Source organism: Oceanobacillus sp. FSL W7-1281 (genome assembly GCF_037969835.1).
GTDB lineage: Bacteria > Bacillota > Bacilli > Bacillales > Amphibacillaceae > Oceanobacillus > Oceanobacillus oncorhynchi.
The window spans coordinates 3,466,409-3,480,911 of the sequence record NZ_CP150214.1; the positions used below are offsets into that span (position 1 = coordinate 3,466,409).

A 14,503-nucleotide genomic window follows, 5' to 3' on the forward strand; every position below is an offset into this window, starting at 1 on the left:
TTATCCCTCCTTACATTACGCGTTTTGTTCTGCAGTTTCTTCGTCTTCGATTCCTAATTCTTCTTTAATCCACTCATAACCTTCTGCTTCAAGACGTTTTGCAAGCTCTGGTCCACCAGATTTCACAACGCGTCCCTGCATCATTACGTGTACAAAATCAGGCGTAATATAGTTTAATAGACGTTGGTAGTGAGTAATAATCAAGCATCCAAAATTATCCGAACGCATTTGGTTGATTCCTTTTGACACTACTTTTAATGCGTCGATATCCAGACCTGAGTCAATTTCATCAAGGATAGCAATGTTTGGCTCTAACTGCATTAATTGCAGGATTTCGTTACGCTTTTTCTCCCCTCCGGAGAAGCCTTCGTTAAGGTAACGCGTTGCCATATTTTGATCAATATCAAGGTAATCTAAGTCCTTATCCAATTTTTTGATGAATTTCATCAATGGAATTTCATCGCCTTCTTCACGTTTTGCATTAATCGCAGAACGTAAGAAGTCAGAAGTAGTTACACCGCTGATTTCACTTGGGTACTGCATTGCTAAAAACAGGCCGGCACGGGCACGTTCATCTACTTCCATCTCTAAAACATCTTCCCCGTCAAGGGTGATGGATCCTTCTGTTATTTCATATTTAGGATGACCCATAATGGCAGATGCCAATGTGGATTTACCTGTACCATTCGGTCCCATGACAGCATGGAATTCTCCACCTTTAATGGTTAGGTCTACCCCTTTTAATATCTCCTTATCTTCAATAGATACGTGAAGATTCTTAACTTCTAATACTGAGCCTGACATAAATCATACCTCCAAAAACTGTATTTTAAATGAAATGAATATGATATCCATTCTCAATTTATTCTCATTACAATCTTAAAGCATTTCAAATTAATTCGCAACTGTTATCATTCGTCTTTAAAAAGCTTTTAACTATGCTTCTTTAGACGCTTTTTTCAAGGTCTGTTTCCATTTAAAAAGCTGATGCCCCGTGACATCAGCTTTTGTTATTTTTATCTTAAATTACCAGAAACTGCTTCTGTAGAAAGTCTCTTCGCCTTTTGGTATTCCTGTTCTCTTTCTTTTTCCACTTTTAACTTTTTATTCAAGCTTCGGTCATATTCCTCGTAATTGACACCTCTTGATTGACCAATTCCTTTTTCCATTTCCGAAGTGTAACTTAAACCATTTTCAGTGGTAATAATAAATCATCCTTTCGGTTTGTTTAACACATTCAATATGCTAACACAGGTATGATTCCCGCTCAAAATCGATTTAAACTTATATTTTCGGATAATTTATGAAAATCTTTCGCTATAGATGGATATACTCTCACATTCTTAGTATTCTTCGGAAATGCTCTTTATTCTGCGCCAGTTGGTGTTGGAATTACAGCACCATCATAGTTATCCGTAATAAAATCCTGGATTTCTTGAGATTGCAGTACCTCTACTAATGTATTTAATGCTTCGCTGTCTTTGTCTTCTGAACGTACAGCTATAACATTTACATAATCTGATTCATCGCCTTCAATAAAAAGCGCATCTTCAAGTGGATTTAATCCTGCTCCGATAGCAAAGTTGGTATTAATAACCACTAACGAATCTTCTTCACTGTTATAAATATCCGGTGTAATCTCAGGCGCAACATCCGGGTGGAAGGATAAATCTTTCGGATTTTCCTCAATATCATCTATTGTTGCAGCTACTTTATCCACATCTTCATTTAATGTAATTAATCCATTTGCTTCAAATAAAGATAAAATTCTTCCCTGATCTGATACAGAGTTACTTAATACCACCTCTGTTCCCTCTGGAATATCATCAATACTTTCAATACCTTGAGAATAGACTCCCATTGGTTCTACATGAACTCCGCCGATAGATTCGATTTCATATCCGGCATCCTCTATTGTTTGGTCAAGAAACGGCTGATGCTGGAAGAAGTTCGCATCCAGTGTCCCATTATCTAAATCATCATTCGGTAAAACATAGTCTTCATACTGTTCAATTTCTAATGTAATTCCTTCTTCTTCTAATAACGGTGCTGCTTCTTCTAAGATTTCAGCATGCGGGATACTGGAAGCACCTACTGTAATTTCAGTTGGCTCATCCCCTTCACTGCCTGTACCTTCTTCGTTGTTGGAAGAATCACCATTTCCTCCGCATGCTGCTAATAATAAAATCAAACTCGCAACTGCTAAAAACCAAAGCTTTTTCATGTTGAACGCCCCTTTTTATTTTTTATTATGTGAATCAAGAAATTCTTGAATAGCACCTTTTTTAACGCTTGTCTATCTTTCTGGTTATAGCATCCCCAATAAATTGGAAGATAAATACGATAATCACAATGATGACTGTGCTGACAAATACAACATCCCAGCTTTTCCGCTGAAATCCGAAATAGTAGGCATGGTTCCCTAATCCGCCTGCTCCAATCGCTCCTGCCATCGCTGTATAACCGATTAAAGCAATCGCTGTAACCGTCAGCCCTGATACAAGTGCAGGCTTGGACTCTGGAAGCAGCACCTTAAAAATAATCGTACTTGCTTTAGCCCCCATTGCTTTGGCAGCTTCTACAACCCCTTTATCTACTTCCTTCAATGCGATCTCCACTAATCTTGCATAGAATGGAGCAGAACCGAGAATTAAAGCCGGTAAAGCAGCATTAGGTCCGCGCAGTGTCCCCACTACAAAATCAGTGAAAGGAAATAACAGCAGGATCAATATAATAAACGGAACAGCACGAAATACATTGACAAATGTTGCAACAACAAAATTAATCAATCGATTTTCCCAAAAGTTCCCTTTCGACGTTAAAAATAACAGCAGGCCTAAAAGTAAGCCAATAATGGCTGTGCCGACTAAAGCTATAATGGTCATGTAAAGTGTTTCTTGAGAAGCTTCTACTAAATCTTCTATCGTAACGTTTGGAAATAATTCCTCAAGCATGCTGAATTACCTCCAATTCAATAACATCCTGTTCCTCCAGGTACTTCATTGCCTCTTCCTGCTGATTTCCAATCAGCTGAACAATCAATGTCCCATAGCTCCCGACCTGTGTCTGGGTGATTTTCCCCTGCAAAATATTAACATGGATATCAAAATTCTTCACAAGCTGGCTGATTACAGTCTGGTTTGCACTTTCTCCTAAAAACTGTATCCGTAATAACGCGCCCTCTTGATATCTTTCCTTCAACTCTGTCATGTCTTCCTCTTCCTCATCTGATCCAGTCAGCTGTTCAACAAACTTCTGTGTTACCGGCTGCTTTGGTCTGGTAAATACATCGAGAACCGTTCCTTCTTCTACCACTTTCCCTTGTTCCATCACAGCAACCCGATTACAAATTTTGCGGATCACATGCATTTCATGGGTAATTAAAATAATGGTTAGACCCAGTTTTTCATTAATATCCTGCAATAAACGCAGGATTTGATTCGTTGTTTCTGGGTCAAGTGCAGAGGTTGCTTCATCACAAAGCAGGACCTTCGGAGAGTTTGCTAATGCTCTTGCAATTCCGACCCGCTGCTTTTGTCCGCCGCTTAACTGTGCCGGGTAGGCATTTTCCTTGCCTGCCAAGCCAACTAATTCAATCAATTCCAGCACCCGCTTTTTCCGGTCGCTTTTCTCCACACCGGAAATCTCAAGCGGAAATTCAATATTTTCAGCGACTGTCCGGGACCAGAGCAGATTAAAATGCTGGAATATCATTCCAATATCCTGTCTGGCAACACGTAAATCCTTTTTCGATAAGGATGTAATTACCTGATCGCCGATTTTTATCGTACCTGATGTCGGTTCTTCCAATCTGTTAATCAAACGGACAAAAGTACTTTTTCCCGCGCCGCTATATCCGATTACGCCATAAATATCTCCATCTGCTACGTTAAGATTTAAATTATCTACGGCGACAATGTCTTTTTTTTCTAAAGAGAATATTTTCTTCAATCCTTCAATGGATATCACTTTATTTCACTCCTATATGTGTACAAACCTATTTTATTGTGTACTCTATACTTTCCTCTTCATTGAAAAAGCGTCTTTCTGCAAGAGAACAGAAAGACGCTTTATTATACACAATATCGTCCATTGCTCCCTTATCTTTACAGTTTCCTGCAGGAATTGGCACCTTTTCAATGATTGAAGGTTGCCGCGGTTTCAATGGGCCAGTCCCTCCACCGCTCTTGATAAGAGTTTGCCTATTTTTAAATGAAGTGCCATTATAGTAGCATGCCATTTGTGCCTTGTCAATCACAATCCTCAGCCATTAACTCGGATTTCTCCATCTCCTGCTTATCGTCGTTAAACATTATCTTAATACAGAAAAAACTTAGTTGTTTATTGCTGTGAATAATTCCGGTTTGTATTTCATCAAATACTGGTAAATATTTGCAGTCGATTGAAACGTGTACACTTTCTCTACCATTTTACCGTTTTCCATAAATGCAAGACATGGCACACTTTCGACTTGATGAGACTGCATAAAATCAGGGTGCATGGACGCGTTCATTTCCGTAAAAATATCTGTTTTATGCAGCCTTTCTATTTTTTCAAGCATGGCGCGGGCTACCGTACATGTCCCGCAAAATGGTGTATAAATATATAGTATGAATCGCTGATGATTCTCTTCTTCTCCACTAAACTGTTTCAAGTTCATTCCCCTCAATCTTTTTCTTTCCATAAAATTATATATGCTGAGTGAAAGGGTTACACTGGTTGCGTATAAAACGATTTCCCATCTTTCCTTATTTATTTCCCCGGCGGATAGAATCCATTCTTATTTTAACGCTTTACGTTACCATTTTGCAAGATAATTGAGATTGATTCCAATGCGTTTTCCTGCCAGAATACTTGCCAACATTCTTTTTGGGGTGGCCGCAACCTCACGAAATTCACTGCTTACATAAATATGCTCTGCGTGCGGCAGTTCTCTGGCCAGCTGTTTTCGGAGTTTCATTCCCGAATCATCCTCGTCTACCAGAATAAATACATCTGTATCGTCCAAATGATAATATTCCAACAGCTCTTCAAATTTTTCTACACCGATGGTTCCATTTGTACAAACAATGGTGATGGTATTATCGTCAAGAATTTTTTCTAGATGCTTTTTATCAGATAACCCTTCAACGATTATGACTTTGTTGTAATCATCTTCCATCATCGTTTTGCACTCCTTATCGAAGTGATTAGGCTGAACATCCTTTTTAACCTAATCCTATCCTATGCTTTTTCTATATTATATGAAAAGAAAAGAGCTAACTATACACGAATGTGGAAAAGTCAGCTCTTTTTCACCTATTTTTAGTGCCTTTTTTGAAAATTCAGGAGCAGCGCCTGTATTTTCACTTTCTCTAAAAGTGTGTGTTCAAAAAGTCCGATAAATAGGACCAAGAAGTTCAAGGCGACCTGCTTTTTACGAACGGAGCGTATGCTTTATAATACGTGAGTATCGGAAAAAGCAGGTCAACGCAGAAATTCGCCGCGTCATTTTTATTGGACTTTTTGAACATCCTCTAAAATAGGTGCAATGTAATTTTATTATCCTTCAATGAATTCCTGATATGCTTTCACATCTAATAATTCCTCTAAATCCGCTTCATTCTCAAGTTCAATAACAATCATCCATGCTTTTTCATGCGGTGATTCATTCACAAGCTCTGGGCTGTCTTCCAGTTCTCCATTTACTTCTACCACTTTCCCGCTTACTGGAGCATACAGCTCGGATACCGTTTTAACAGATTCCACACTTCCAAATGGCTCTTCCAGCTCTAAAGAATCGCCGACTTCCGGTAATTCTACGAAAACAATATCGCCAAGCTCATCCTGTGCAAAGTCTGTAATTCCTATGCGAACTTTTCCATCTTCTTTTTTTACCCATTCATGTTCTTTTGAATATAAATAATCATTTGGCAAGCTCATTTCGTATCCCTCCAACAAAACTTTATTCTCTTTAACTATACATGGAAGTACTGCTCATTTCTAGCACTATTTCCAGACAGATTCATAGGTTTCTTCTTTAAATCCGACAGTTACTTTCTTGCCGTCGGTTAAGACCGGTCTTTTGATGAGCATGCCATCAGAAGCTAAAATCTCCGCCATTTCCTGCGGGGATAAATCATTTATTCTTTCTTTCAAATTCAATTCCCGATATTTTTTACCGCTGGTATTAAAGAATTTTTTAGGCGGCAGGTCGCTTGTCTCCATCCAAGACAGCAGCTCACTCGCACTTGGAGGCTCTTCTGCGATTGGAATCGCCTTATAATCAATTTGATTTGCATCCAGCCATTTTTTTGCATTTCGGCAGGTGCCGCATTTCGAATACCAATAAAAAGATAATGTCATTATTCTTCCTCCGCTTCTGCTATTGATCCTCTTTCGTTGGCCCCATAACACCGGGCACCTCTAAGCCAGCTTGTCTAAGCAGCACAGTCATTTGACCGCGGTGATGGATTTGGTGGCTGACCAGCATACGTAAAATACTTCCTTTTGGTGCAGGTCCGCCGAAATCACCTACTTCATTTACGAGCGCTTCATCTGACAGCTGCTCTTTTGCTTTCTCTGCAACGCTTGTTGAAATATTCTCATATGCTTCCAGTATGTCACTTGCTTTTGTTGGAACAGCGTCTGGATCATAAGGAGAGTCTAAATCGATTCCGACCAGGCTCATAAAGAAAACAGGACTATTTACCAAATGCCAGCCCAGCCAGCCGAGACTGTTATGTCCCTCTACAATTGACTGATTTAATTTATCATCCTCTAAAGCTTTTAATACAGATTTTGTACCGTCAGCAGACTGTGACCATTCTGTTAAAAAATCATTTAAATTTCGATACATACTTCATCCTCCTCCATATGATTTCCCTTTTTATTTAGCCTACCACGAAACTTTATCTTTAATCCAATATATTGAATTATTTCCGGCAAAAATTTAGATAGTTTAACATGACAAGACAATTCGTTATTAGGTACAATAATTAATAGATTTTGCTGTCTGATTTAAACAAGAGAAAGGACATATGTGAATGACATTGAGAGCTTTCCAAAATAAATGTGCTGCCATCGCAGAAAATAAAACATTTACGAATCTCATTATCGGCCTGATTTTACTAAATGCGATTATCGTCGGATTAGAAACCTATCCAGCTATTAATCAGCGTTACGAAGCGTATCTTTATTGGATAGATGCTGTACTTCTTTCCATCTTTACCATTGAAATCATGATCCGAATCATCGGCAGCTCCTCGCTTGTCCAATTTTTTAAAAACCCATGGAATATATTCGATTTTGTTATTGTAGCAGCAAGTATTGTATTTGTCGGTTCCAATTATGTGATCGTCCTGCGTATTTTCAGAATACTCCGGGTGCTCCGCGCCATTTCTATTATTCCGTCATTGCGAAAAATGGTGAACGCATTGCTGTTAACGATTCCCTCCATGGGGAATATCATGATCTTACTGACGATTTTCTTTTATATGTATGCCGTAGTTGGCACTATGTTGTTTCAATCTATTGCCCCAGAGCATTTTGGATCGCTCCATCGAACCTTACTGACTCTGTTTCAGATTCTTACTCTTGATTCCTGGGCAACAGGCGTTATGTATCCTATTTTAGAAGAAACAGGCTTAGCCTTAATTTACTTTATTTCCTTTATCCTTATCGGCGCATTTGTCATTATTAATTTATTTGTAGGGGTTATCGTAAATAATGTAGAAGAAGCTAACCGGGAAAATCAGCCGACTCCGACGGATTTAAAGCTGGAAGCGATGGATAAAGAGCTGAAAGAAATCAAGGCGCTGTTAAAGGAAAAATCAAGGAAAGATTAGAAGAATGAAAAGAGGCTGATTTCGCAGCCTCTTTTTAATGTGCTTAAACAATATATTTTTCTTCCTCAATAATCTTCGCAGCAATTTCACGTTTCTTCTTAACTACATTGATTGGGGTATGTCTTGTCAGCTTACGTAAAGAAGATAGCATGACGCGCAGCGAATCCCCTTCTTCCGCAGTAATCAGAATTTCTTTTGCTGCTGCTTCCATTCTGTTAAACGCTTCCTGTACATACACTTCCGTATATAATAATTTCAATTGTGCTTTTTCTGATCCAACATTAGAAATGGCTTTTTCCGTACGAAGGATAGCAGATTCCATATTAAATACCTCTGCTGTCATGTCTGCTAATTTAACAAGGATTTCCTGCTCCCGGTCTAATTTTTTGCCGTATTTCTGTGCAGCCAATCCAGCTCCGAGCAAGATGAGCTTTTTCGCGTTCCTCAATAAATATTTTTCCTGCTCTAATGCTTCTGTGCCGACTTCCTCCGGCATCATCATCATTAATTCTTCCTGCAGGCCCTGTGCCTTTTCCAATAACGGCAGCTCGCCTTTCATTGCTTTTTTCAGCAATGTTCCCGGCACAAGCAGACGATTGATTTCATTCGTTCCTTCAAAAATACGGTTAATACGTGAATCACGATAAATCCGTTCTACTTCGTATTCCTGCATAAATCCGTATCCGCCATGGAGCTGAACGGCTTCGTCCACTGCATAATCCAGCAATTCGGAAACCATGTATTTTGCCATCGAGCATTCAATTTGATACTCAGCAATCGCTCTGGCAACCTCACGTCCATCCTGCAGCTGTTCATCAGATAATGCACCCATCCGCTGTTCAAATAATCCGACAATCCGATAAACGGCACTTTCATTGGCATACAGTTTGGAAGCAATCGTTGCTAATTTTTCCTGAGTCAGCGAAAAGCTTGAAATCGGTGTTTGGAACTGCTTGCGCTCATTTGCATATTTTACAGCTAATTCCAAAGTACGCTTCGATGCTCCGATACCGCCGACAGCCAGTTTATAGCGGCCGACATTCAAAATATTAAAAGCAATCACATGCCCGCGGCCTTTTTCACCAAGCAGATTTTCTACCGGAACCTCGGCATCCTCTAAGACCAGTGTTCTTGTAGAAGAACTCTTGATACCCATTTTCTTTTCTTCCGGCCCTGTAGATACACCCGGATATTCTCTTTCCACAATAAAGGCGCTGAAATGCTCGCCGTCAATTTTAGCGTAGACGATAAAGACATCTGCAAAAGCAGAGTTGGTAATCCATTGCTTCTCACCATTTAAAATATAATGCGTGCCGGCATCGTTTAGTTTGGCTGTTGCTTTTGCACCAAGCGCGTCGGAGCCCGAGCTCGGCTCAGTCAGTGCGTAGGCAGCAATTAACTCGCCCGTTGCTAATTTAGGAAGATACTTTTCCTTCTGTGCATCGTTCCCAAAGAAGACGATTGGCAGGGAGCCAATCCCGACATGTGCGCCATGCGTAATAGAGAAACCGCCGGCCCGGGAAAACTTCTCTGCAATTAAGGAAGAACTGATCTTATCTAATGCGAGTCCTCCATATGCCTCCGGAACATCAGCACCTAATAAGCCTAATTCCCCGGCTTTTTTCAGCAAATCCACGGAATGCTCAAATTCTTGATTTTCCAGGTTATCGATTTTAGGAACGACCTCTCCCAACACAAAATCCTCCGTTGTTTTCGCAATCATCTTGTGTTCATCTGTGAAATCTTCTGGTGTAATGATGTCTTCTGCTGTAATATCCTCGACTAAAAATCCGCCGCCTTTAAATAATCTTTCTTTTGTTTCACTCATCGCAATATCCCCTTTTCAAATAGATTATAGAAGTTCAAATACCCCGGCTGCTCCCATCCCGCCGCCAATACACATCGTTACAATTCCAAATTGCTCATTTCTCCGCTTCATTTCATGCATTAAACTGACTGTCAGCTTGGTTCCTGTACAGCCCAGCGGATGCCCTAATGCAATGGCACCGCCATTTACATTCACTTTAGCCGTATCTAAATCCAATGCCTGGATAACTCGAAGTGCCTGGGAAGCAAAAGCTTCATTTAATTCAAATAAGCCAATATCCGCTAATTCCAACCCGGCCATTTTCACTGCTTTCGGAATCGCTTCTACCGGTCCGACGCCCATGATTTCCGGTGCTACACCAGCTACTGCAAAGGATCGGAATTTCAAAATCGGTGTGAGTCCTTCCGCTTCTGCCTTCTCTTTATCCATCAATAAAACAGATGCTGCTCCGTCACTCATTTGAGAAGCATTCCCGGCCGTGACACTGCCTTTTATATGGAAGGCCGGACGCAGGGAGCGGAGTGTCTCTGCATTTGTTCCCGCCCGAACGCCCTCATCCATTTCAAAGGAAAATGATTTCTCTTCAATCTTATTATTCTTCCCGACATAGCGTTCCTTCACCTCTACTGGAACAATTTCCTCTTGAAATAAACCGTCCTCTATGGCTTTAGCAGCACGTGCATGACTCTGTACTGCAAAAGCATCCTGGTCGTTTCTTGAAATCTCGAAACGGTTGGCTACTTCTTCGGCAGTGTGCCCCATGTTCATATAATATTCTGGTGCGTGTTCCACCAAGGTCGGATTAGGCTTAATCACATGTCCGCCCATTGGAATCATCGACATCGATTCTGCACCGCCAGCGATAATCGTATCTGCAGCGCCAACCATAATCCGTTCAGCACCATAAGCAATCGTCTGTAATCCGGAAGCACAGTAGCGATTTACGGTGATGCCCGGCACATCCTGACTTAATCCGGCGAGCCCGGCAATATTCCGGGCCATATTCATTCCCTGCTCTGCTTCCGGCATCGCACAGCCAATAATGACGTCATCAATCGAACCTTGATAATCGCCGGCCCGTTTTAACGTTTCTTTTACCGTAAGCGCTGCCAAATCATCTGGTCTGACATCCCGCAATGAACCTTTATTTGCTTTTCCTACCGGTGTTCTTGCACCAGCTACAATCACTGCTTCTTTCACGGACGTATCCTCCTTTGAACTTTCTTTAATTCCGTAATGGCTTTCCTTTGACGAGCATATGCTGCATCCTCTGCTGTGTTAGCGGTTCGGCAATAAGACTTAAGAAGGCCTCTCTTTCTAAATCCAGCATGACCTGTTCATCAATCTCCGTACCTTCTTTTATTCTTCCGCCAGATAAGACATAGGCCAGCTTTTCAGCAATTTTTAAATCATGCTCCGAAGCATAGCCGCTGTAATGCAGCGATTTAGCTCCCATGACCATGGCTGCATAGCCCGCTTCTCCGACAACTGGAATTTTCTCACGCGCAGGTTTCTCATATCCCTCATCGGCTAAAGCTAATACACGTTTTTTCGCATCATGGAGAACATGATCCGGGTTCCTGCTGATACGATCATTTTTATTGAGATAGCCATTCTCCATTGCTTCTCTTGCAGAAGTAGAAACTTTTGCTGTTGCTACTTTTTCAAATACATCATTCGCTACCTTGGTTAAATCAATATCTACACCTTCTGGGATATTACGAAGCTCTTTTAAATAAAGCTCTTTCGTTCCTCCCCCTCCAGGAATAAGACCGACACCAAATTCAACCAGCCCCATATACGTTTCCGGAGAAGCCTGAATCGCAGCAGCCGGCAACGATACTTCTGCCCCTCCGCCTAATGTCATATTAAATGGAGCAGCCACCACAGGTTTATCAGCATATTTAATATTCATCGCCATGTTTTGAAATTGACGGACAACGAGATCTAATTCAAATATATTATCATCCTGTGCCTCCATCAGCATCATTGCTAAATTGGCGCCGACACAGAAATTCTTGCCCTGGTTTCCAATCACCAGTCCTTTGTAATTTTTATTTACTTCCTCAATGGATTCATTGACCATCTGGATAATATCAAGACCGATCGCATTACTTCTGGAATGAAATTCTAATAAAGCAACATCATCCCCGATATCGATTAGACTGGCGCCGGTATTTTTCTTGATGACACCTTTTTGCTCCTTGATTGCTGCTAAGGAGATCTCTTTCTTATTGACGTCCTTTTGTTTATAGGCATCTTCATGAAAGAAGTAAATAGCTCCATTTTCCTTTTTATAGAAGGTTTCGTTCCCTTCCTCCAGCATATCCAGCACCCAGCTTGGCACCGCTGTCTCTTCATCCTGTATTCGTTCCACTGCGGCTCTTACGCCAATTGCATCCCATATTTCAAATGGTCCTGACTCCCAGCCAAATCCCCATTTCATCGCATCATCAATGGAGGCGACATCATCGGCAATCTCTCCGACTAAATCAGCAGAATATAATAATACCGGCTTGATAATAGACCAAATAAAATCGGAAGCTTTATCTCCCTTTTGGTTAATAAGCGCTTTCATTTTTCTGTTTAATCCTTTTTCCTGCTTAGCTAATTCAACAGCAGCTGTTTTCAGCTTCTTTCTTTCCTGATACTCCAGCGTGCTTGGATTTATTTCTACAATGCTTTTATCCTTCTTCTTTTCATAGAAGCCCTTCCCGCTTTTCGCACCAATCCATCCTTTTTCAATCATTTGCTTTAAAAAGTCCGGAACCGTAAAAATGGCTTTCTCTTTCGGATCGGATACATGGTGGTAAACATTATTCGCAACATGGTAAAAGGTATCAATTCCAACGACATCCAGCGTCCGGAACGTAGCGCTTTTTGGTCTGCCAATAAGCGGACCGGTAACCGAATCTACTTCACCGACACTTAATCCCTGCTTCTCCATTTCCTGGACAGTTACTAACAATCCGTAAGTTCCAATCCGGTTTGCAATAAAGTTTGGCGTATCCTTCGCTTCGACAACACCCTTGCCTAATACATCCTCTCCAAATGTTTTCATGAAGGAAAGCACTTCTGCCTTCGTTTTTTCTGCCGGTATGACTTCTAACAGCTTTAAGTATCGCGGCGGATTAAAAAAGTGCGTCCCTAAAAAATGCTCCTGCATATCTTCTGAGGAGTCTGCAATCATGGCTTCCACAGAAATCCCGGATGTATTAGAGGTAACCAGGCTGCCTTCCCTGCGATGTGCATCCACCTTTTTAAGCAGCTCTTTTTTCGCCTCTAAATTCTCAACAATCACCTCGACGATCCAATCTGCTTCAGATAACAATGCCAAGTCATCCTCCAAATTGGCGATACGAATCAAATCTAAGCTTTTTTTAGATGTGATTGGCGACGGCTTTTGTTTTAATAATTTCTTTTTGCTCTCGCTCACAATCCGATTCCTGACCTGCCTGTCTTCTAAGGTAAGGCCCTGCTTCTTTTCTTTGTCTGTCAAGGAATCTGGTACTCTGTCAAACATCGTAACGTATAATCCCGCATTTGCTAAATGAGCGGCGATACCAGAACCCATTACACCTGACCCTATTACTGCTGCATGTTTAATGGAATAAGTCATTTCACAATCCTCCAGCCTCTCTTGAATGAATGCTCATTCATTTTTAAGCCAAAAAATAAAGATATTGGCAAATCGCATATCTCACGTTACTTATACTATAACGGATTATTAATTTTTTGGCAATATATTTAGCGAATTTTTGTAAGGGGTTTCAAAGCAAATATTTACTTTTTACGTTTTCGGAATAATACCTTTTCGTGAACACTGCTGAAATACTTTTCCCTTCCTGCTGCTTTTACATTAATCCGTTATTCAGAATAAGCTTCAAAAGAATTCCGCTGTTATTCCAGAAATAATAATCGCCGCTAAAAATAACGCGTTCCTTCTATATTAATAAGCATTTTCATTCTGGAGTTTCTAAAAATCGTAATCGTTCCTATTTACAAACAGAAACCCTTACGATATCATAGGTAGAGTACTAAATGAAAGTTAGGTTTCATTATTAATTTAAAATGAATGGGGGAATACGATGACAACACCAGTTGTGTCTATGTCAAATATTAACTTCCATTATGAATCTCGTAAAGTCTTAGATAATATAAACTTTGAAATCCCTCAAGGAGCTTTCATGGGATTAGTCGGACCGAATGGCGGCGGAAAAACAACATTGATCCGGCTCATTCTCGGCCTGGAAAGACCGGAAACGGGAGAAATAATGGTTTTCGGACAGTCGATTCAAAAGCTTAAAAATAGAGACCGAATCGGTTTTGTCTCACAAAAAGCAAATGCATTTAATAAAGGATTTCCTGCAACCGTATATGAAGTAGTTGCTTCCGGGCTTACTGCACAGCTTGGTTATTTAAAATTCTTAACCAAAAAAGACAAGCAAAAAATTCATGAAGCGATTGCCCAGGTTGGCATGACCGAGTATACCAAGCAGAATATCGGGAACCTGTCAGGAGGTCAGCAGCAGCGCATCTTTATCGCACGTGCCCTGGTCAGTGATCCGGAGCTGATTATTCTGGACGAACCAACTGTAGGAATCGACTATGAGAATGTAAAAATTTTTTACGAGCTGCTTTATAAGCTTAATACAGAATTCAAGAAAACATTACTGCTGGTAACACATGATACAGGGACAATGACCCAATATGCGACAGATATTGTTTGTTTAAATAAAACGCTGCATTTTCACGGAAACCCCGATGAATATGCATCACTTTCAGAAGCAGACTTTTCTCAAATATATGGTCATCCAGTCAGCCTGGTTACGCATTAATTATCGTTGGA

Annotated in this window: 15 protein-coding genes and 1 riboswitch; of the genes, 2 read left to right on the top strand and 13 right to left on the bottom strand. The window is 40.6% G+C overall.

What is annotated here, in order from left to right; genetic code table 11:
- Positions 1-15: 15 nt before the first annotated feature.
- The 10 genes from sufC to MKX55_RS17140 form a co-directional block, all read right to left on the bottom strand.
- On the bottom strand, positions 16-804 hold the full coding sequence (sufC, locus tag MKX55_RS17095; protein ID WP_042530560.1) for a Fe-S cluster assembly ATPase SufC: 789 nt from the start codon (positions 802-804) through the stop codon (positions 16-18).
- A 212-nt stretch (positions 805-1,016) separates the two neighbouring features.
- Positions 1,017-1,169: a hypothetical protein gene (locus tag MKX55_RS17100; RefSeq protein ID WP_175297017.1), complete on the bottom strand. Its 153-nt coding sequence runs from the start codon at positions 1,167-1,169 to the stop codon at positions 1,017-1,019.
- Positions 1,170-1,366: 197 nt separating this feature from the next.
- Complete coding sequence (locus MKX55_RS17105) at positions 1,367-2,224, bottom strand: MetQ/NlpA family ABC transporter substrate-binding protein (RefSeq protein WP_339233632.1); 858 nt, start codon at positions 2,222-2,224, stop codon at positions 1,367-1,369.
- A 61-nt stretch (positions 2,225-2,285) separates the two neighbouring features.
- Complete coding sequence (locus MKX55_RS17110; RefSeq protein WP_042530557.1) at positions 2,286-2,954, bottom strand: methionine ABC transporter permease; 669 nt, start codon at positions 2,952-2,954, stop codon at positions 2,286-2,288.
- Positions 2,947-3,969 (bottom strand): ATP-binding cassette domain-containing protein, encoded by a 1,023-nt coding sequence (locus MKX55_RS17115; RefSeq protein WP_339233635.1) that lies wholly within the window; start codon positions 3,967-3,969, stop codon positions 2,947-2,949. Before MKX55_RS17115 ends, MKX55_RS17110 begins: the two co-directional genes overlap by 8 nt.
- Before the next feature lie 128 nt (positions 3,970-4,097).
- Positions 4,098-4,197, bottom strand: a riboswitch (SAM riboswitch).
- Between the two features lie 136 nt (positions 4,198-4,333).
- Positions 4,334-4,654: a thioredoxin family protein gene (locus tag MKX55_RS17120; RefSeq protein WP_339179061.1), complete on the bottom strand. Its 321-nt coding sequence runs from the start codon at positions 4,652-4,654 to the stop codon at positions 4,334-4,336.
- Between the two features lie 144 nt (positions 4,655-4,798).
- On the bottom strand, positions 4,799-5,164 hold the full coding sequence (locus tag MKX55_RS17125) for a toprim domain-containing protein (protein WP_042530551.1): 366 nt from the start codon (positions 5,162-5,164) through the stop codon (positions 4,799-4,801).
- A 377-nt stretch (positions 5,165-5,541) separates the two neighbouring features.
- The gene (gene gcvH, locus MKX55_RS17130; RefSeq protein ID WP_339179065.1) at positions 5,542-5,922 is read right to left on the bottom strand and encodes a glycine cleavage system protein GcvH; all 381 of its coding nucleotides are present in this window, start codon (positions 5,920-5,922) and stop codon (positions 5,542-5,544) included.
- 66 nt (positions 5,923-5,988) lie between these two features.
- On the bottom strand, positions 5,989-6,345 hold the full coding sequence (locus tag MKX55_RS17135; RefSeq protein ID WP_042530545.1) for an arsenate reductase family protein: 357 nt from the start codon (positions 6,343-6,345) through the stop codon (positions 5,989-5,991).
- A 19-nt stretch (positions 6,346-6,364) separates the two neighbouring features.
- Positions 6,365-6,838: a DinB family protein gene (locus tag MKX55_RS17140; protein ID WP_339179068.1), complete on the bottom strand. Its 474-nt coding sequence runs from the start codon at positions 6,836-6,838 to the stop codon at positions 6,365-6,367.
- A gap of 187 nt (positions 6,839-7,025) precedes the next feature.
- Here MKX55_RS17140 and MKX55_RS17145 point away from each other — a divergent pair, with 187 nt between their 5' ends.
- Positions 7,026-7,826: an ion transporter gene (locus MKX55_RS17145; RefSeq protein ID WP_339179069.1), complete on the top strand. Its 801-nt coding sequence runs from the start codon at positions 7,026-7,028 to the stop codon at positions 7,824-7,826.
- A 43-nt stretch (positions 7,827-7,869) separates the two neighbouring features.
- Here the strand turns inward: MKX55_RS17145 and MKX55_RS17150 are convergent, their stop codons facing one another.
- Genes MKX55_RS17150 through MKX55_RS17160 form a run of 3 tightly spaced genes read right to left on the bottom strand, consistent with a single transcriptional unit; the run spans position 7,870 to position 13,273 of the window.
- Positions 7,870-9,654 carry an acyl-CoA dehydrogenase family protein gene (locus tag MKX55_RS17150; protein WP_339233637.1) on the bottom strand — a complete coding sequence of 595 codons (1,785 nt, stop codon included), beginning with the start codon at positions 9,652-9,654 and terminating at the stop codon, positions 7,870-7,872.
- Between the two features lie 24 nt (positions 9,655-9,678).
- The gene (locus tag MKX55_RS17155) at positions 9,679-10,854 is read right to left on the bottom strand and encodes an acetyl-CoA C-acetyltransferase (protein ID WP_339233640.1); all 1,176 of its coding nucleotides are present in this window, start codon (positions 10,852-10,854) and stop codon (positions 9,679-9,681) included.
- Positions 10,855-10,879: 25 nt separating this feature from the next.
- Positions 10,880-13,273: a 3-hydroxyacyl-CoA dehydrogenase NAD-binding domain-containing protein gene (locus MKX55_RS17160; RefSeq protein WP_339233642.1), complete on the bottom strand. Its 2,394-nt coding sequence runs from the start codon at positions 13,271-13,273 to the stop codon at positions 10,880-10,882.
- A 469-nt stretch (positions 13,274-13,742) separates the two neighbouring features.
- Here MKX55_RS17160 and MKX55_RS17165 point away from each other — a divergent pair, with 469 nt between their 5' ends.
- Entirely contained in the window at positions 13,743-14,492 is a 750-nt protein-coding gene (locus tag MKX55_RS17165; protein ID WP_339179075.1) for a metal ABC transporter ATP-binding protein, read from the top strand.
- The last annotated feature ends 11 nt before the right edge of the window (positions 14,493-14,503 follow it).